We start from the raw sequence: 17,254 nt of genomic DNA, 5'->3' as shown, positions 1-17,254 counted from the left end.
TGGTCGGGCTACGCCCTCCCGACGTTCCCCGCTTGCAGCGTCAAGTGGCCTACTTTTGCGCCGCCCAATGGCCCGGTTTTGCTCCGCCGTTGACAAAACGGGTCACTTATCCACGATATAGGAAGCGCTCCGCTGCCGGGCTCGCGCATAAACAATGCGGCGATCATGAGGGCCACTGTCACTATGAACCCGACCGGCAATCTTCTGGACTTGTATCGCTGCGTTCTTGACGCCATTCCGCTTGAACTGGCTGTTGTGGACCGGTCGGGGCAAATCATCTGGGTCAACGCCATGTGGGAGCGGTTCGCCGAACGCCATGGGATTGCCCAGTCCGATGGCTGGCCCAACAGCAATTACTTCGATATTTGCAGCGCGGCGCTTGATTCAGAGTCGGCGGCGGTTCTGTTTTCTGGCCTCTCCAAAGTTTTGGACGGCCATGAACGCGAGTTTTCGATCGAGTATCCGTTCAGCATCCTCAATGGAGAGCAGTGGTTCCTGGTCAACATCAAAAAGATCGAGTTTGGAGAGATCCCGCTTATCCTTATCAGTCACATGAACATCACGGACGGCAAGCGAACCGAGGAGAAACTTCGGCAACTGGCGCATAGGGATGGATTGACCGATCTCGCCAACCGTCGCGAATTCGATCGTTTTATTCTCGACGAGTTCAAGCGGGCACAGAGGATCGGACAGCCGGTTTCGCTTCTGCTGATCGATGTGGACTTCTTCAAGGATTACAACGACGAGTACGGTCACCTGGCCGGTGATGACGTCCTCCGTGCTGTGGGCCGCACCCTGAACGAATTCGTTGGGCGACCTTCGGACCTCGTCGCACGCTACGGCGGCGAGGAATTCGCGATTGTGCTTGGAAACACCGCTCTACAAGGCGCTGCCGAGATCGCAGAGAGAGTGCATCGGGCAATCGCAGATTTGAACCTGCCATTCCCCGAAGCACCGCCAGGGCGCGTGACCATGAGCATCGGCGCCGCAACCACTTTCCCCGCGCGGTCCAGCACACCGGACGATCTGATCGACGCCGCGGATGATGCGCTCTACGCAGCAAAAGAGAACGGCCGCGACCGGGTCGAACTCTACGGCGCGGGTCACTCGCTATAGGCAGCGCCATGTTCGCGTGAGGTAGGGCGCACGGCGCATTCCGACTTTGGAGAAGCGTTGCCGTTGTCGCATGGTTGGCGAGCGGCGTCCCCAAGGTGAGAGTACAGATCAGTGGCTCATGTCCGCAACAACGCGGGTCTTACTCTGTGTATGTCCTCGCTGACCGTGCCCCCGGGCGTTGGAGAGAAACTCTTCTCGCTCGCCTTCACGCCCGATCACATGGTCAAGAACGTCCCATGTCCCTCACTCGGCACTGATTTCATCATACTCTGCCGCTGCCGCGACACGCATGCCGCTACCCGTCTTTGCGTGCTGACAGCTGATCGGTAGCAGCGTCAAGACGTCTTGGCTCAGCTGCGTGCCTGTGCCGCTTCGGTGACCCTCTGGAATTCCATCAGCAGGTCCGGATAATGCTGTGCCATGAAGCGGACGAGCCGGGCATTTTCAATGAGCCGTTTGATGTAGCCGGTGGCGAGAACCAGATCGAGATGGTCCTCACCGTAGCTCTCCTCGATCAGTCGGAATTCACGGTCGAGATTGGCGGATTCCTGTTCCATCAGCGCGATCTGATCGTCACTGAGCCCGTCAATCTTTTTTGGCCTGGCAGCGTCGACCAGCTGCGACTGCGGCGTCGCGCCCAACAGCGACTTTGCGTATGACACCGAATATTTATTCATCGCCACCATCAGCTGGGCAGCCTCGATCTGACGCAGCGGCTTCATCTTTCTCAATTCGGTGAAGGTGTTGATCGGGACATGCTTGTCTTTCAGCATCTCCACGGCTTCCGGACATATGCCGGAGAGCAGGCGACGCTTGAGCCGGATGTGCTGGACGTTGACGTTAAGCACTTTGGCAATGACCTCTTCCGACACGCCCCGTTCGATGGCGTTGAGGATCATCTGATGTTCCTGAACGATTGCGAGGCGGCTGACGCGCTTGTTGTAGGTGTACGCCTCATCATCGGTGGCGATCAGACAGTTCACCTCGGTCGTGCCCATTTCTGTCAGCACCGCCAGCCGGAGATGGCCGTCGAGAAGAAGGTACCTGTCTTTGCTGCCACGTTCCGGCGCGACGACGGGCGGCTCAACCAGGCCGGATTGCTGGATCGATGAACGGATCTGGCCGAATTTCTGCGTTCTTTTGAGATCGTCCGAGACCAGCCGAAGCGGCGTGATGTCAGACAGCGGAATCAGGCGCGTTTCCCGTTCGAAGGCCATCGCAACCGGCTGGGGTGGCACCACGCGGTTCATTGCGCCAGCTCCTGCCGATCCATCCGCGCTGCAAGCTTCTTCGGCAGGCTGTCGAGCCCTTCGGCCTTGAGAATGGCGGCAAAGCGATCGTCATGGAGCAGTTCCCGCATCGCGTGGGCGATGAAGATGAGACGGCTGCGCGTGGCGTCGGCCTTGCGGATCAAAAGACGCTTGCGGTCGGTATCCTCCTGGTACGCCTTGACCAGAGCATCCGATGATATCCTTTGGCGCCTTCTTGTCTTGTTGGAAAGGCCCTTGCCGCGGCGGTGGCGGTTCTCGACAAGGCGCTTCGCGGCAATCAGCTTCCGGCCCCGAAGAAGGTTCTTTTCGTAGGCCTGATGCAGGGCTTCCTGGACGCCCTCATCATCGGAGTCGGCGATCGCGACGGCGACGCTGACTGGAATGTGTCCCGCCTCAACGGCCCGCAACAGCCGCTGTTCGCCCCGCGACAGCAGGCGGGCAACGCCCTTCACATACTCTAGCGAGAGCCCGGTCTTGCGCGCGATGTCGGCGTCGGCATAGCCGCGCTCCTTCATGCCGCCTATGTCGTGCACCAGATCGATGGCGCGGTGCTGTCTTCGCGCGCAGTTCTCGACCAGGCTCTTGACCAGACAGGCCTGCTGATCGGCTTCGATGACAAAGGCCGGGATTTCGCGCTGCCCCAGTTGCTGGAACGCTTCGAGCCGCCCCTGGCCGCAGACAAGATCGTAATGCAGTCCCTCCGGACCATCGCGCCGGGTCACAGTGATCGGTCGCTTGAGACCGACCGCTGCAATATTGGTGACAATCTCCCGGAATACCTTCCTGTTGCGGGCGCGCGGATTGAGGACGGTGATCCGGTCGACCGGCACGAGCTGCACGTGCGGGGACTGTTCGACGGTATTCATCAGGCAACCTCCTGAATCGGAACCCGCTCGGCGAGGTCGAATAGCGGCGCGAGCGAGTCAAACCGGTAGGCGTCGATCCAGATGCCGTTCTCTTCGCCGAGGCGAAGCACATCGGCATCCATATCGGGGCTGGGAAGCAGCAGGTAATCCTGCGGCCCGCTGTTCAGGCGATCCATGCGCACGGCGATGGTGATGTCGGGCTGGAGGCTGCGGTCCAGCCGCACCTTCCACCGAAGCGATCCGGCGCCCGTTTCAAAGCACCGGACGATTGTGAGCGACGCCGTGAACTCGTCATTGATCGTCAGCAGTTCCGTGAGCGGATCTTTTTCGACGCGGCCACCAATCCGTTCGATGCCGGCAATGGTATCGGCCACGGTCCCCGGATGACGGCGTCGCAATGCGCGGTTCACTTCGACATAGCGATAGTCGCGATCCGGCGAGAAACCCACCAGGGCATAGGCCTTCAGCAAGCCTCCGAAACGGCTCTGGAACGCGCTGCTCGACGGGCAGTTCTCGGCCTCGTCGATGATGAGGCCGGATAGAAGTCCGTTGGCTTCGAACAGGGAGCGGAGCAGCGCCAGCATCTCGTCGTCGGAGAGATGCCGTGATCGGGCCTGGATGATTTCACGGGCGGCCGCGAAGAGCGCCTGATCAACAATGCCTTCGAATACACCGTCTGCCCGAACCCACAATGACGGATCATTCGGGATCCGCCGCTGCTTCAGCTTGGACGAGATGCGGTTCCAGACATTGTTGCCGACATACTTCTCGTTGATCAGGATCTGATGGACCGTGCCTCTCGTCCATGGACGGCCGAGATCGGTGACGACGCCGCGCGCGTTCAGTTCGGCCGCGATGGATCCCTCGTCGAGCCGGTTGCTGACGAAGCGGCGGTAAATCCAGCGGACGATCGCGACTTCCTCCGGCGGGCCCGGAACGAGAACCACACGATCAGTCTGGATACTCTTGTGTTCACCGGCGTCGAGCAGGCCCTTCGGGCGGCCATGCTCGTCACGCAGTTCGCGGCGCAGCCCGAAACCTGCCGGTCCGCCCTGGCGGAAGCCGAGCTCGATCAGCCGGCACTGACCCTGAAACACCTTGACCGACAGCTCGCGGCTGTACTCGGCAGCCATCCGTCTCTTGACGACTTTCTGGACGTCGGAGCCGATGCTGCCATCATTGTCGAACTGCTCGGCGCAGTATTCAACACGGACGCCGGCGCGGCGGCAGCGGTACTCGTAAAACGCGCTCTCATCTGAATCCTGAAAGCGCCCCCAGCGGCTGATGTCGTAAACCAGCACCACTGAGAAACCGGCGCTGCCGCTTTCGATATCGGCAATCAGCTGCTGAAGGCCTGAACGGCCTTCGATGTTCAGACCGCTGCGGCCGGCGTCGACATAGGTACAGACGATTTCGATCCCGCGCTTGGCAGCGTAGCGCCGGATGACATCGGACTGGTTCTCGGTGGAGTAGCGTTGATGCTCCGTCGACATGCGCACGTACTCTGCCGCGCGCAGCACGCAGGCTGAACGTTCGCCATCGGCATGGTGCCCATCACTTCGCTCTGTCACCTCGTCCAGCCGCCATCAGTTCGACGCGCCTAAAACATGGCCGCCCGCCAAGGCGGCTCGCGCCGGGCAACGAAAAACGGCCGTCACTATAGCTGTAAGGAGGATGCAGCATGTTGCCGAAGACACGCACAACCTTGCCCGGCGGTGAGACAGGCCGGTACGACGCCGCGGCTTATGCGGCAGTGGTTGCAGCAGCGCTTCACAGTGAGCTCGGCAGCACCCACCGCGCCGTGAAAACGATCCAGCGCTGGACAGGTGCCGGAGAGCGTACAGCCGTCAACTGGCTCGGGGCAGAGAACGGACCGAGCGGCCCGCATCTCGTCATGCTGGCGCATCACTCGGACGCGGTCCTGAAGGCATTCCTCGTGATGGCTGCACGCGAACAGATGATCGTTGGTCTCGACCTCCTGCAGGTACGGGCCGAGCTGGCAGCAGCCGTTGCAACGATCGACAGACTGCTTCTAGCAGCCGGCACGCAGCATTGAGAATGCGAGGATGGTCAAGAGGGCTCCTGACCGCTGACCCGCAGTCAGCATTTGCATAAAAGTTCGACCATCTCGGTTTGGCGGGCATTCACCTGCCACAACCCGATTCCGGCGATGGCCGCCGGGGTCGCGTGAACGGTGCACCTGCGTGATATCTCATGGGGGAAGTGCTTCCGCCCGGGCGAACGATGTTGTGCCCCTCGCCGGGGGTAGTCGGTCCCGTGTCCCGCCTGTGGCGGCGCTATGCTGACACTCCTGCGGCTACCCTCCTGACCGGTCTCGGGGCTGCGGTCGGTACCGCGTCCGGCCGTAGGCCGACGCTCCTGCGGCCGCTTCGGTCTGGTCAAGTTCGCGCCTCTGCAGGGTCGGCGTATAGGCAGCCATCAGGCGTCTGGTCGCTTGATGCGCCGCGAACATTCAGATCCCGGCAACCATCGGGGACCCGCAGGGTGTGGCCTGCTTTCGCAGTTCATAATCGTCTGTCTGCGTTTCCGGCCGATATGCGAGCCGCTTCCGCAGCCGCTATAACTTAGATAAATCACCTATGCAGCAGAGGGGATAGACCGGAAAAAGGGCCGTGATACCGGCCTGTTGGAGCCGGGCATCCAGACCGGCGTCCGGGCATAAGGCGACACACACGTCGCTACTCGTCTTTAGGTCCTGATGACACTGGCCTCTTGCGCGGCCGCGGCTTCCGGCGTGGCGACGGCGCTTTCTCGTCGGCAGCCGGCGTCTGTGCGGCCGGTTTTCCGGGGCGCATTTTGCGAGTGCCGCCGGCGCCGGTCGTGGTCTCCTTCCCAGCATTGCCAGCTTTGTTTTCGAGGGCCTCGGTCTGTTCGCCGGACAAGGGAGGTGCCTCCCCAGCGGCGGGCTGTTGGTCAGAGTGGTCGGCTGCCGAGCTTGCCGGTCTGGCCGCAGGAGCCTCTTCTTTGTCTGTGACCGTTTCGTCGTTCTCAGGATCGGGACCTTCGAGCTCGACGGGTGCGGTCGGCTGCTCACTGAGCGTCTCTTTGGCCACGTCATGACCGGGGAGCGGTATTGCGGCGGAACCTGTGGCTTCCAGATTCTCCCGGGGGTACTGCTCATTGAACTCGATCGCCGTCTCCACGAGCTCGCGCATGCGGTCGTCCTGATGGAACGCTTGCGGCAGGCGAACCTTGATGGGCGGCGTTGCGCGGGCAAAAACAACGGCATGGTCTTTGAAGGCCGGCCCCATCAACTCTGCCGGTGGGATGAGCGGTCTTGTCTCTTCGAAGACGGTTGTCTTGTCGCCGGCACGGCCGGAGACGTAGGTCGCCGTTTCCAGGTCATTGACGCCGAAAAAGATCTGCGTTCGGCAATTGCCGAGCATACTTTCCCAACGGGGATAGGTGACCTTGAGCTGGGGGAGATCCTGGGCGATCAGCCACATGCGGATCCTGGCGCTGCGCGCAATTGCAATCTGATCTTCAATGAGCGGCATGTGGCCGAGCTGGGCCAGTTCGTCGAAGATGAAGAGTGCGGGCGCCTGATGGTCCGTACGCCACTCGGGGTGTTCTTCCTCGACGAGGCTCTCCGCGCGAGCCCAGGCGTTTAGGTGCACACCCATCACCACCCGCAGGACGCTGGCGTAGGAGCGGATACGATCGGGCGGGATGATGAAGAACACACTCTTCGATGGTCCACGCTCAAGCCGGTCAAGTTGCTCGTCCTGATAGTGGAACCGGTGATATCCGAGCGCGCCGTATCGGCCACCAGGCGGAACCGCCGCTTCCCGCTCGCGCACGTCGCTTACGAACCGGCGGATATCCCAACCGGGCGACGTCATGCTGGTGGCGTTGGCGATCGGTCTGGAGCGCCACACCTCAAGCTCCGCCCGGGCGGACTGGAGAATGCTCTCGAACATGCGCTCGGCCATGACGTCGAACTGGTTCGCGAGCTCGACCAGCATCTCGTCGTCGCTCTCGACAAGGCGCTGGCGGAGCGCTTCATGCTCCTCGGTACTCGCATAGAGAATGCGGACCACTTCGCGCATATTGCGCCGCTCGGGTTCGAGGGTTCGCACGTACATGATGAGGCCACGCACGAAGTCGCGCGCCGACTGATCCCAGAACCGCTTCTCGCCACTGTCGGCCGGCGCGATCAGAAGATCGGCGACCACACGGGCATCATCCCAGTCCTCGATCACGTCGAAGGGATTGAAGGCGTGCGTCTCGCCGTTGCGGTCGAACGGCGCCCACTTGAACACGCCACCGAAAAGCTCTCGCTGGATCCCGGCAAACCGATGGTTCTCCCCCTTTGGGTCCAGACACAGAACGGGACCGCCATAGGTCATCAGCGTCGGCAAGATATAGCGTTGTCCCTTGCCGGCACCGGTCGAGGCAATCGTGAGGATATGCCCCTCGCCTTGATGAAACAGCGGCACCGCCGGCTCGATGGCCGGCGGCTCTACATTGCCGACTTCGATCGCGTCGGGCCGGCGCTTGCTTCCGACAAAGAGACCTGCCGCTTCAAGATCCATACCGGCTGCAAACCGGCTTCCTCCGCCCGCGTGGAGAATGCGCTGGTAGAGTTCTGGAGGGCCGTGCGGAATGATGATGCGGCGCAGGACACCTTCCGCCTTGTCGATCTCCCCGTGCAGCAGGTGCTTTTCGTAGACGCTGGCAAACTCGACCCTGCTGAACTCGAACTTGCATCCGAGGTCGTGGATTGCCTGGACGATATCGAGATGCGCCTGAGGCACGCCAGGCGCGTCGAGTTCCGTTTCAGCGACGGACGCACTCAGCTGCCACTTCCTGTCCTTTATCCGAACGACCAGATATGGGCTGTAAACGAAAGCGGGAACTTCGTTGCGCCTGGCGGCCTCCAGAAACGCCTCATGCTCCAGCTGTTCTCGGGACTTCTCCGGAACAGGGACCTGAGCCGGTGGCTTTGCAGATCCCCTTCTCAGAAAGTCGACCCCACGTCTGATCGCACGACCCGTCTCCCACCAGATGTCTCCGTTATAAGCCCGAGCCCGTTCAGCACGGTTGTGTGTTGGTGATTTCCCCCGGGCCCTTGGCCGGGTGATCAGATACAGGCGGCGCGTCTGAAGCAGCGTCCAGTAGGTCCCGGCCCAGATGAGGTAGAGAATGACCGATAGGATAGCGATGCCGGCCAGGGATTCCAGATATGGCCAGTACACGATCTCGCCGACGAAAAAGGCAACGACGATTGGAACAAGTGCCGCCCACGCGCCGAGCTTCTTCCTGATGGGTGTCATAAGCGCCCCCCGACCGAATCACGCTTAAATTGTAGCGCTTATCCGCGTCGGTGTGACGGTGGGGCGGCACCGGCGTGGTGCCGCGGTCAAAGCGGATGCGGGCCCGTCGGCCGGTTTTTGGGTGAACGCTTGCCGCGATCGCCAGGCATCGACCGCTATTCCTGTCACCGCATCCAGTCGGGTTTGTCCTCGTAGTTGCCGCAGTCGTTGCCAGTGGTGCAGCGGTCGATCGGATCGGTGCCAAAATGGTCTTCGAAGCGCGTGTTCGTCCGCTCCTGGTCTTCGATCTCCTCGGCCTTGGCGCGGGGATCGGCGGTGCCGCCACGATACTCGATCACTTCGTAGTCGTCGTCCATTTCCCGGTCGAGGACGGCGCGGATGTGGGTGGTCGAGGCGCGTTCCTGCGCATCGGGGCCACGATCGTCTCATACCACCAGGTCGATCCGGCCGCGTCCGGCGTCCGGCCGAGCTTCTCTGCATAGGCGCTGCAGAGGATGGGGTCGGCGGTGCACCGAGACGGGCTTGCCCCGCCTTCGCTTGTGACCGTCGGCGGCCGAGGCGGCGGGGGCGGGATATAGCGCTTGCAGCGCAATTCGCCGGACGCACTGACACCCTCGGCATATTCCAGGATCGAGGCGTTGCAGTCCTTGCCCAGGATTCGTTCCACCCACGGTGCTGCCCCGGCGACAAAGCGCTCGATCTCGGCCAGGCGCACTTCCAGGGCCTCCAGGTTCGTTTCCTTGGTGGTCCCCCTGCCGGCCCAGGACTGGGCGAGCGTTGCGCCAGGGCTGAAGCTGACACAGGCGGAGATGATGAGGAGAGGCAGGCGCATGGCAGTGATCCGTATTTGTTCGTTCTAGGGGTGCTTTTTGCGGCACACGACGGCCTCACCATCGCCAGTCGCGGCCAGAAAATTGTTCCTGCCGGAGCAGTTTGTCTGTCTGAGACGCTCAAGAACGGGGGTGGCCTCCCGGGTGAAGGCTTCCAGCGTTTCCAGACGGATCATCAAGCGTTTGACGTCGGCTCTCGACGTATCGCCCTGGCCGCTGAGAGCACGCGCATGGGCCGGGTCGGCTGCTGCGATCGACAGCGTTACGACGCACGCGGCAACGACGCTCCACGTCTTGCACCGACGGGAAGCGTTCCTCAGTATCTGCATGTCGCACCTCCCTCTTCGTCGAAGCCGGTGATGAACTGGCCGTCCTTGCACTCGGCCTTGGCGAGCGCGGCCAGAAGCGGCTGATAGATTGCGGCAAGCCGCTCCATCTGGGCGATACGGGCCTCAAGCCGGGCCAGCTGCGCCGTCTGCGTGGTTCCGCGCGCGGCGGCATTCTGCGCCTGGGCAGCAGGACCGGCAGAGCCTGCCATCAACAGGGCGACGGCGAGGGCGCAGCTACGGGCGCGTTGAGGTCGACGTGTCGGCATAAGGGTTCCCCTTTGGTGGTAGTGGGTCTTCTCCCTTATGGGGGATGTCAGGAAACGATGGCTGACGGGTCGACAAACGGCCTGAGCGGTCGGTGTCGTCGAGGACGATCCCCACGACGGCATCGACCGAGATCAGCCCGAACCAGGAGCTGTCGCGCGAGCCGGAGGGCACCTCTCCCATGACCAGGAGGGCGCCGTCTGGAATGCGGCCGTTGTAGGCCCTGGCATAGAGGGCGAGCATCTCCGCCCGTGCCTTTGACAAGCGGTAGGGCTCGCCGGCCGCGTTGCGGGCCGGGGCACCGTTGACAATGACCGCGCCATGCGGCGCGATCCGGAACGGGTCGCCGGCCCGGCCCACCACGGCCTTGGCCAGTGGCTGGCGGCTCGCGCCAACCCGCACCAGCACGACAGCGCCGCGTTCAAGCCCCGACCGACACCCTGGCCCAAGCGCCGCGAGCAGGATCACGCCATCGGCGATCCGGGGTTCAAGAGACTTTCCCGCGACCCGGACATGGCCGGGCCGGCAGGCCGACGCGGAGACGGATGGTGGGGCCGCCGTCAGACTTGCCAGGAGGGCAAGGCCAATGGCGGTGCAGCCATGACGAAGAGCGCGCCGTCGCGGGGCATTGCCGCAATTTGGATCATTGGGCCTACCGCCAGGAGACGTGCGGTCCGGCGTCCCCCGGCTGGCCTTGCACCAGTGGCCAAGCAACGGCAGTGCACTGGTCAAAAGTTGCAGCACCAGAGCGGGTTCTTATCGTGGCAGGGATCATGGTAGCTGCGCCAAGCTGTGCCGTTCAGCAACGAAACGGCGCCGGAACCAGTCGTTCCTGTATACGGGTCTGTACCGCCGCCGCGACATAATGAAGATGATGATGGAAGCGATGGATCATATACCCAGCCGAACACTTCGGTCCCAGTGTTGAGCGAGCCCAGCTGCGATATCTCCCCGAAGCGCCAGCCGGCGCCGAACTCGCTTGCGCACTTCGCGTGCGCCCCGCTCAAACCGCCCAGATCGCCGGTATATTCCTGCCAGGTGCGCTTGCAGATCGGCGTGGTGCCGGCACCACCACTGGCCCCGACCACAGAAATCGCGCTGTCCACATAGGCCTTGGTCGCGACATTGTTGTCGGCCACCGGGGGCGCCGCCGTCATCGTCCCGTCGGACGTGATCGTGCCGCTGGAGACAATTGCCTCGGCCGTGACGGTCCCGTTCACCGTGACGTTGCCGCCGGTGATGGTCGGGGCCGCATTGTCGCACTGAACCCGGCTGCCGTCGCTGCGGCAAAGCCGGTTGTTGATCAGCGTTCCCACTTCCGGATCGTCCTCGGTGGTGATGGCCCCGCCCGCGACACCTTCGGTCTGGTCGGGTACGCACTGCCAGCTCCCGCCGGCCGTATCGGTCCACACCAGCTTGGCATTGGTCAGGTGGCAGTAGGGCGGCACCGCGCCGTTGGTCGCGTGCGGGCCAACGGTCGGGTCGGCTTCATCGACGCAAGTCCAGCCGGTTCCGGTCCACTGCAGCATCCGGCCGTCGCCGTCGCACAGCACGATGGGCGCCCTGGCATAGGGTTCGATGTCGGCAAGTTCGGCCTCGGCCGCATCAATGCGCGTTTCATGGCCTGACAGAGTGGAGTCGATCCCGTCGAGCCGGCCTTCATGGCCGTCGATGCGGGTCTCCAGCTCGGTGTCCCTGGCGACGAGGTCCGCTTTCATTTTTGTCGTCAGCGCCTGCAGTCTGGCAATGCCGGCCTGGCCGCGGGCCATGCCGCTGGTGCCGTACACGACGCCCTGGGCAAACGCCGCCGACGGCAGCAGCATCAGCGCCAGACATACTCCTTTGAACGCAAACCGCATATTTGTCTCCTCCGCACGATGATCCGGTTGTCCGGCGTCATGCGAAGCCCCTCCGGGCGGATGGCCCGGAGCCTCGCTGTTCGGGTCGAGCAGAAACTGTCTGCCACGCCGGTGACCCGCTCTTGCTTATGAACGGGCGCGCAATTGCGCGTTCGCGGTTCCTGACAGTCTCCTGACAGGGGGCCGGCTTGCGGGTGCGGCCGAACGGTCGGGGTGGCCTGTCAGGCACTCCGGCGGCGGCGGTCTTTGTCGCCTGCGGCCCGTCCTCCGTCTCTGGGGTGAGTGCGCCCGCATCTTCCGACCTTGCCCGGAGATGGCGGCTCTGACCGGGGCCGCCAGCCGGCGCAACGGCTTCGCCGTCCTCCTCTTGGGTTGCGGTCCTTCGGATGCGCCGGCCGGCTCTGGGGCCCCGGTTCTCCGAGGCCATCGCAAGGCCGTTCGAAAGGCGAGCGGCCCAGGAGACCAAAGGAGGACAGACCGATGACAAAGACCAGGACACGCACCGACGTGCACGCCACCATCACCGACGCGATCGTGGCCGCGATCGAAGCCGGAACCGACGCCTGGCAGATGCCCTGGCACCGCGCAGGCGGCGCGCTATCCCGCCCGGTGAACATCGCCAGCGGCAACCCCTACCGGGGCATCAACATCCTGGCGCTCTGGGTTGCCGCCCAGACCCGGGACTTCACCCGCCCGGAGTGGGGCACCTACCGCCAGTGGGCAGCCAAAGGCGCCCAGGTGCGCAAGGGCGAGAAAGGCACCACGACCGTGTTCTACAGGGAGCTTGCCGTCGAGGCCGAAGACACCGCTGACGACGGCGACACCGCCTCCCCCGAGCGCCGCTGTGTGGCCCGGGCCAACATTGTCTTCAACGCCGACCAGGTGGACGGCTGGAAGCCGGCGCCGACGGAAGCGCCCTCAGTCGGTGAAGAGTTTACGACTGTGGTCAACGCGGAGGCCTTCGTGGCCGCCACGGCTGCCGACATCCGTCAAGGGGGCGACGCAGCCTTCTATCGGCCGGCAACCGACCATATCCAGATGCCGCCGAAGGAGGCCTTCCACGGCAGCCCGACCAGCACGCCCGCCGAGGCCTACTACTCCACCCTCTGCCACGAACTCGTCCATTGGAGCGGTGCGACCCATCGGCTCGATCGGACCCTCAAGACCCGCTTCGGCAGCGAAGCCTATGCCGCCGAAGAGCTCATCGCCGAACTCGGGGCCGCGTTCCTCTGCGCAGACCTCGAGATCAGCCTGGAGCCCCGGCCCGATCACGCCGCTTACGTCGCGACCTGGCTCAAGGTCCTCAAGAACGACACCCGCGCCATCTTCACCGCAGCCTCCAAAGCTCAACAGGCCGTGCAGTTCCTGCATGGCCTCGGAGAGGACGCTGCTGAGCCGAGCAAGACCGACGCGGTCGCCGACGAAGTCGCCGCATAAAGCGGCCTTGCGGTCATGCCGAGCCGGATCTGGTCCGATCCGGCTCAGTGATCGCCGGTCACCGAAACAGCCGCTCAAGCGCGGTGCGCTGGGCGGCGTGTTTGTCCGGGTTCTCCCGCTTCAACCGCTCCAGGTTCCGGAGTTTCCAGCGGACCGCTGGAAGGCCGGCGGCATGCGGCAACCCGATCCGATCGAAGTCGGGCGACGCGTCATGGAGCGCCAGCAGGAAGGCGGCGACATCACCGGTCAGCCTGTCTCGAACATCATGGTGGAGGCGGATGCGTGTGTCCGCCAGCTCCTCTTTGGTGACCGTCTCGCGCGTCATCCCGGCAAACTCCCCGTCGTAAAGGGCTGTGTCAAAGGGTGCCGCCGGGGCCAAAAGCTCGTGCATTGGACGGCCTGAGCTCGCCGCATAGACCAGGAACACGTGGAACAAGTCGTCGGTGAGGCCCTCGTTCTCGTAGAGAAGCTTGATGTCGAAGAGGTCACGCGGGTGCTGGCGATCAAGCGCGGCATGCAGCTTGCCGCCATAGAGGTCTTCGAAGGCGACGACGGGCATTTCGGCAAAGCCGAACGTATCCGTCACCGCGTCCGATGCGATCATCGTCGTTGGTGCGAACACCGTGCCGCGCATCACCGGAGATGTCTCGATCTTGACCTGGGCGCGGCCATTGCCAACCAGGATGCGGGTGTCGGCGTTGCCGCCGCCGGCGACGCGTCGAACCCGGAGCCGTGGGTTGCGTTTCATGATCGTCGCCATGATGCGATCGAGGGTCGCGTTGATGTCGGTCAACGACGCCTCACGGTCACTGACCGGCAGGTAGGTGAGGTCGATATCCACGGACAGACGTGGCAGGTCGCGATAGAAGAGATTGATGGCGGTGCCGCCCTTCAAGGCGAACGCGGCCTCTTTGGCGATGTCGGGCAATACGCTCAGAAGGAGCCGGACCTGCTCCACATAGCGGTCACGCATTGGCGTCGACCTCTGCCGGTTCGGGGGGCAAGAACCCCCTCGGCACCGTGATGTGATAGATCGGATGCAGTTTTCCGCCGGCAACAAGCGCCCGCGGGCCGGCTCCGAGATCGATCTTGTCCATGTCCAGGTGCTTGCGCCAGGCATGCCGGTGCCGGTCGGCAAATACGAAGAACAGGCGCCGAACCTTTATGCTCCGACAGGCCGCAAGCAACGCCATCAGGTGCTTCGGCCGCAACCCGGTCAGGCTCTCGAAGATCCTGTCCAGGGCCTCAAAGCTGGCTTCGTCGGTCAGGTCGTCGAGGGCTTCGAGGACGGCCCGCTCCTGAGACGCCGCCGCCAGCGGCCAGCGCCAGACGGTCACGCTCTGGCCATCGTTCCAGGCTTCCCGGTCCGTCTCGACGATGCCCGTGCGGTCGCCGCCGAACAGGATCCGCCGATGAACGACGAACATCGCGTCGCTCGGCAGCCGCCTCAGCCAGCTCGGCACATCGCCGTAGACGTGGACCTGCGGTGTCCCGCCGAGGGGAAGGTAATGTGCATGGCCGGCGAGCTCGAGGGCGCTTACCCCGCCCAGGTGAACGTCATGCTTCATGACCCGCTGGAGCGACAGCAAGACACTGTCCCAGGGCACCTTGGATGGCGGCCTGACACCGTCCGGCAGGGGGCGCTGGTAGACGCCCCGGATGACGCGCTCCAGCCAGCCGCGCGCGACGTAGTTGTGGATCGATTTGGCGTCGATGCCCTGGGCCCTGAGCCAGCGCGTATCCACCAGATAGCCCGGCGGCACCTTGTCCAAAAGTGGCTTTAAGCGTGGCTGTCTTCGATGGCTCATAGCCATCAAAATCGCACAGAGCGAAAGAAAAGCCAACTATTCCTTTATCATTTCGAAAATTGCATGGTTTTTCGCCGTCAAAAATCGACGTCGTCAAACTTACTGGTGGCCATAGCCGAGCGGATCGAGGACCTGACCGGACGCGACTGTCTGTACGCCGAGACGCTTGGTCCCGTCCCAACAGAGCCCGCGCTGGTCAGGCCGAAGACGGCTAGGGACGAGATCGGCTTTCGGCTGCACCTGGAGACTGTCGGCTGGTCGCTTGGGGTGGGAGCGACGAATACTGACCAGCCACCGGACGACCAGACTGTCAGCTGTTCAGCGGCTTCTGCGATGAGCCCGATCGCTTTAAAGTCGCTCCATGACCGCCGAGCGAATAGAGCGCCGACTGCGACGGATCGATGCCGCCATATCGAAAGCACAGCGCCGGGCTGCATCGCTCGGCGTTGTGCTCGACCATCATGCCGACCGGGCCCTCGGGGCTGCGATCGATGCGGAGGCCAGCCGCGAGGAATTCATTCTGCTCGCCCGCATCGCGTTCCGCGATCCCTACCGTGCTCTGAAAGCCTGGGAGCGGCATGAATGGCGGATCGCCAACCTGACATTGAAGCCCCGGGATGAAGGGGATATCGCCCGCGAGGCCCATGCCGCGATTACCAACGGCAGGAGCCGTTTCGGTCTGGAGCTTCGTGGTCGCCGACGTTTCGGCCGCGAGGACGGCGAACGCATCGCGGCACGCGAAGCTTTGTCCGAAATGGCGGATGCCCGTTCGAACTGGGTTCTCGCGCTTCGTCGGGCGCGGACATTCAGCCAGGCGAGGAACAGCGTGGGGCGCGATCTCGGCCAGGTGCAGAATCGCCTTCGTAGCATCCAGTTGCGCCGTTCGGAGGTGTTGGAGGAATTGCGCGAGGAAAGAGGGCTTCGCTCGGCTGCCCACGAATGGCCAATCTCGAGCCAGGATAGGAAGCCAGACCGCGCCTTTGCCGGTCCTCCTGAATTCGTTGATACGGTCTCGAAACTGGACACGGCGAGGCGGAAAAAAAGCGCCTCGATCGTATCGCCAGCCTGTCAATCGGCGTTCAAACGTCACCCCCGCTCGGCGTGCAATTTTGACCCCCTTGATGAAGGACGGAGCTGCGGCTGCCTGAGCGTCCCGGAGCCGTAGGCGGAGGGGCGGTCAGGCCGCAGCAGGCTGATCGGCCGAGGGGTCAAGTTTGCACGCAGATTGACAGCGATCCTCTTAGGGTCCGGACCCATAAAGGGGATTCCGTTGGAGGCGGGTTTGTGATTCACGGTCTCTGAAGGGAGATCACCGATGGATCGTGATTGCTTCTGGCTCAGCGAAGACCAGTTTGCGCGGCTTCAGCCGTTGCTTCCGACCGATACGCGCGGCAAGCCGCGGGTCGATGATCGCCGAGTTATCAGCGGCATCGTGCATGTTCTGAAGTCGGGCGGTCGCTGGGTTGATGCGCCGTCGGTCTACGGACCTCGCAAGACCCTCTACAATCGCTTCGTCCGATGGGCCGCCAAAGGCGTTTGGCTGGAGATCTTCCATGCTCTGGCCTCCGCAGGGGGACCTCCGGCACAGGTTTTGATCGATTCCTCGGCGGTGAAAGCGCACCGCTGCGCATCCGGCGGCAAAGGGGGGAGCGCGCTCAAGCGATCGGCCGGTCCCGCGGCGGACGCACCACCAAGATCCACGCCCTGACCGACGGCCGATGTCGTCCGATCGCTTTCCTGCTGACGGGCGGCCAGGTTGCCGACTGCACCGCCGCAGATCTGCTGCTGGAGCAGATGCCAAGGAGCCGGATGCTGCTCGGCGACAAGGGCTATGACACCGACGCGATCCGCCGGAAGATTGAGGGAAAAGGGGCAATGCCCAACATCCCGCCGAAGGCCAACCGGCGCTGGAAAAACTGCTTCTCGCCCTTCCTCTACCGCGACCGCAACGCCATCGAGCGCATGTTCGGGAGGCTCAAGGACTTCCGACGCATCGCCACACGCTATGACCGATCGGCAACCAACTTCCTTGCCGCAGTCTGCATCGCCGCAGCCGTCAGCTACTGGTTATGAGTCCGGACCCTAGCACTACTTTGGCAGAAGTGAGGGTATCGCGCTTTGCAGGGAGCAACCACACTGAGGGCATTGCCCGGGCGGCGGTCGCGACAGGCGATCAA

At 63.4% G+C, this 17,254-nt stretch carries 17 protein-coding genes; 5 read left to right on the top strand and 12 right to left on the bottom strand.

The genetic code is table 11. From position 1 onward, the window contains the following. The first annotated feature begins 183 nt into the window (after positions 1–183). Positions 184–1,116, top strand: a complete 933-nt coding sequence (locus tag ACSSVZ_RS26690) for a diguanylate cyclase (protein ID WP_453973906.1) — start codon at positions 184–186, stop codon at positions 1,114–1,116. Between the two features lie 350 nt (positions 1,117–1,466). Here ACSSVZ_RS26690 and ACSSVZ_RS26685 read toward each other — a convergent pair whose 3' ends face one another. Genes ACSSVZ_RS26685 through ACSSVZ_RS26675 form a run of 3 tightly spaced genes read right to left on the bottom strand, consistent with a single transcriptional unit; the run spans position 1,467 to position 4,773 of the window. After that, on the bottom strand, positions 1,467–2,366 hold the full coding sequence (locus ACSSVZ_RS26685; RefSeq protein WP_453973905.1) for a plasmid partitioning protein RepB C-terminal domain-containing protein: 900 nt from the start codon (positions 2,364–2,366) through the stop codon (positions 1,467–1,469). Beyond that, complete coding sequence (locus ACSSVZ_RS26680; protein ID WP_453973904.1) at positions 2,363–3,253, bottom strand: plasmid partitioning protein RepB C-terminal domain-containing protein; 891 nt, start codon at positions 3,251–3,253, stop codon at positions 2,363–2,365. Before ACSSVZ_RS26680 ends, ACSSVZ_RS26685 begins: the two co-directional genes overlap by 4 nt. Next, the gene (locus ACSSVZ_RS26675; RefSeq protein ID WP_453973903.1) at positions 3,253–4,773 is read right to left on the bottom strand and encodes a recombinase family protein; all 1,521 of its coding nucleotides are present in this window, start codon (positions 4,771–4,773) and stop codon (positions 3,253–3,255) included. The genes ACSSVZ_RS26680 and ACSSVZ_RS26675 overlap by 1 nt, the downstream gene beginning before the upstream one ends. A 161-nt stretch (positions 4,774–4,934) precedes the next feature. Between ACSSVZ_RS26675 and ACSSVZ_RS26670 the strand changes: the two genes are divergently transcribed. Continuing rightward, positions 4,935–5,309, top strand: coding sequence for a hypothetical protein (locus ACSSVZ_RS26670; RefSeq protein WP_453973902.1), 375 nt, complete (start codon positions 4,935–4,937; stop codon positions 5,307–5,309). A 643-nt stretch (positions 5,310–5,952) separates the two neighbouring features. On the opposite strand, the gene ACSSVZ_RS26665 is transcribed toward ACSSVZ_RS26670, so the two are convergent. The 7 genes from ACSSVZ_RS26665 to ACSSVZ_RS26635 form a co-directional block, all read right to left on the bottom strand. Further along, positions 5,953–8,550 carry a type IV secretory system conjugative DNA transfer family protein gene (locus ACSSVZ_RS26665; RefSeq protein WP_453973901.1) on the bottom strand — a complete coding sequence of 866 codons (2,598 nt, stop codon included), beginning with the start codon at positions 8,548–8,550 and terminating at the stop codon, positions 5,953–5,955. Positions 8,551–8,714: 164 nt separating this feature from the next. Beyond that, positions 8,715–8,906 carry a hypothetical protein gene (locus ACSSVZ_RS26660; RefSeq protein WP_453973900.1) on the bottom strand — a complete coding sequence of 64 codons (192 nt, stop codon included), beginning with the start codon at positions 8,904–8,906 and terminating at the stop codon, positions 8,715–8,717. Further along, on the bottom strand, positions 8,885–9,382 hold the full coding sequence (locus tag ACSSVZ_RS26655) for a hypothetical protein (RefSeq protein ID WP_453973899.1): 498 nt from the start codon (positions 9,380–9,382) through the stop codon (positions 8,885–8,887). The genes ACSSVZ_RS26660 and ACSSVZ_RS26655 overlap by 22 nt, the downstream gene beginning before the upstream one ends. 24 nt (positions 9,383–9,406) lie before the next feature. Continuing rightward, positions 9,407–9,709, bottom strand: coding sequence for a hypothetical protein (locus ACSSVZ_RS26650; RefSeq protein ID WP_453973898.1), 303 nt, complete (start codon positions 9,707–9,709; stop codon positions 9,407–9,409). After that, a complete protein-coding gene (locus ACSSVZ_RS26645; protein WP_453973897.1) occupies positions 9,697–9,918 on the bottom strand; it encodes a hypothetical protein in 222 nt (73 codons plus the stop codon). The genes ACSSVZ_RS26650 and ACSSVZ_RS26645 overlap by 13 nt, the downstream gene beginning before the upstream one ends. Before the next feature lie 25 nt (positions 9,919–9,943). Next, a complete protein-coding gene (lepB, locus tag ACSSVZ_RS26640) occupies positions 9,944–10,717 on the bottom strand; it encodes a signal peptidase I (RefSeq protein WP_453973896.1) in 774 nt (257 codons plus the stop codon). Beyond that, positions 10,702–11,832 carry a hypothetical protein gene (locus ACSSVZ_RS26635; RefSeq protein WP_453973895.1) on the bottom strand — a complete coding sequence of 377 codons (1,131 nt, stop codon included), beginning with the start codon at positions 11,830–11,832 and terminating at the stop codon, positions 10,702–10,704. Before ACSSVZ_RS26635 ends, lepB begins: the two co-directional genes overlap by 16 nt. A 480-nt stretch (positions 11,833–12,312) precedes the next feature. Here ACSSVZ_RS26635 and ACSSVZ_RS26630 point away from each other — a divergent pair, with 480 nt between their 5' ends. Then, complete coding sequence (locus ACSSVZ_RS26630) at positions 12,313–13,269, top strand: ArdC family protein (RefSeq protein WP_453973894.1); 957 nt, start codon at positions 12,313–12,315, stop codon at positions 13,267–13,269. Between the two features lie 58 nt (positions 13,270–13,327). Here ACSSVZ_RS26630 and ACSSVZ_RS26625 read toward each other — a convergent pair whose 3' ends face one another. Further along, positions 13,328–14,242, bottom strand: a complete 915-nt coding sequence (locus ACSSVZ_RS26625; protein ID WP_453973893.1) for a nucleotidyl transferase AbiEii/AbiGii toxin family protein — start codon at positions 14,240–14,242, stop codon at positions 13,328–13,330. After that, a complete protein-coding gene (locus ACSSVZ_RS26620) occupies positions 14,235–15,113 on the bottom strand; it encodes a type IV toxin-antitoxin system AbiEi family antitoxin domain-containing protein (protein ID WP_453973892.1) in 879 nt (292 codons plus the stop codon). The genes ACSSVZ_RS26625 and ACSSVZ_RS26620 overlap by 8 nt, the downstream gene beginning before the upstream one ends. Before the next feature lie 325 nt (positions 15,114–15,438). On the opposite strand from ACSSVZ_RS26620, the gene ACSSVZ_RS26615 reads away from it, so the two are divergent. Together ACSSVZ_RS26615 and ACSSVZ_RS26610 are read left to right on the top strand one after the other, a co-directional pair. Beyond that, positions 15,439–16,242 (top strand): hypothetical protein, encoded by an 804-nt coding sequence (locus tag ACSSVZ_RS26615; protein WP_453973891.1) that lies wholly within the window; start codon positions 15,439–15,441, stop codon positions 16,240–16,242. Between the two features lie 150 nt (positions 16,243–16,392). After that, positions 16,393–17,150, top strand: a protein-coding gene (locus ACSSVZ_RS26610; protein WP_453973890.1) for an IS5 family transposase whose coding sequence is annotated in 2 segments (ribosomal slippage) — positions 16,393–16,725 and positions 16,728–17,150 — 756 coding nt in all. Because the reading frame shifts where the segments join, the coding sequence is not laid out codon by codon here. Positions 17,151–17,254: the final 104 nt, after the last annotated feature.

This window comes from Amorphus sp. MBR-141 (genome assembly GCF_053628695.1).
The sequence above is the reverse complement of the archived record's forward strand: the minus strand, read 5'-3'. Positions and strand labels throughout refer to the sequence as shown.

What these genes read in the sequence shown, in the direction of transcription:
- ACSSVZ_RS26630 (WP_453973894.1), top strand. Translation starts at nt 12,313, where the DNA reads ATGACAAAGACCAGGACACGCACCGACGTGCACGCCACCATCACCGAC.
- ACSSVZ_RS26625 (WP_453973893.1), bottom strand. Translation starts at nt 14,242, where the DNA reads ATGCGTGACCGCTATGTGGAGCAGGTCCGGCTCCTTCTGAGCGTATTG.
- ACSSVZ_RS26685 (WP_453973905.1), bottom strand. Translation starts at nt 2,366, where the DNA reads ATGAACCGCGTGGTGCCACCCCAGCCGGTTGCGATGGCCTTCGAACGG.
- ACSSVZ_RS26680 (WP_453973904.1), bottom strand. Translation starts at nt 3,253, where the DNA reads ATGAATACCGTCGAACAGTCCCCGCACGTGCAGCTCGTGCCGGTCGAC.
- ACSSVZ_RS26655 (WP_453973899.1), bottom strand. Translation starts at nt 9,382, where the DNA reads ATGCGCCTGCCTCTCCTCATCATCTCCGCCTGTGTCAGCTTCAGCCCT.
- ACSSVZ_RS26650 (WP_453973898.1), bottom strand. Translation starts at nt 9,709, where the DNA reads ATGCAGATACTGAGGAACGCTTCCCGTCGGTGCAAGACGTGGAGCGTC.
- ACSSVZ_RS26615 (WP_453973891.1), top strand. Translation starts at nt 15,439, where the DNA reads ATGACCGCCGAGCGAATAGAGCGCCGACTGCGACGGATCGATGCCGCC.
- ACSSVZ_RS26635 (WP_453973895.1), bottom strand. Translation starts at nt 11,832, where the DNA reads ATGCGGTTTGCGTTCAAAGGAGTATGTCTGGCGCTGATGCTGCTGCCG.
- ACSSVZ_RS26660 (WP_453973900.1), bottom strand. Translation starts at nt 8,906, where the DNA reads ATGGACGACGACTACGAAGTGATCGAGTATCGTGGCGGCACCGCCGAT.
- ACSSVZ_RS26670 (WP_453973902.1), top strand. Translation starts at nt 4,935, where the DNA reads ATGTTGCCGAAGACACGCACAACCTTGCCCGGCGGTGAGACAGGCCGG.
- ACSSVZ_RS26690 (WP_453973906.1), top strand. Translation starts at nt 184, where the DNA reads ATGAACCCGACCGGCAATCTTCTGGACTTGTATCGCTGCGTTCTTGAC.
- ACSSVZ_RS26665 (WP_453973901.1), bottom strand. Translation starts at nt 8,550, where the DNA reads ATGACACCCATCAGGAAGAAGCTCGGCGCGTGGGCGGCACTTGTTCCA.
- ACSSVZ_RS26645 (WP_453973897.1), bottom strand. Translation starts at nt 9,918, where the DNA reads ATGGCAGGCTCTGCCGGTCCTGCTGCCCAGGCGCAGAATGCCGCCGCG.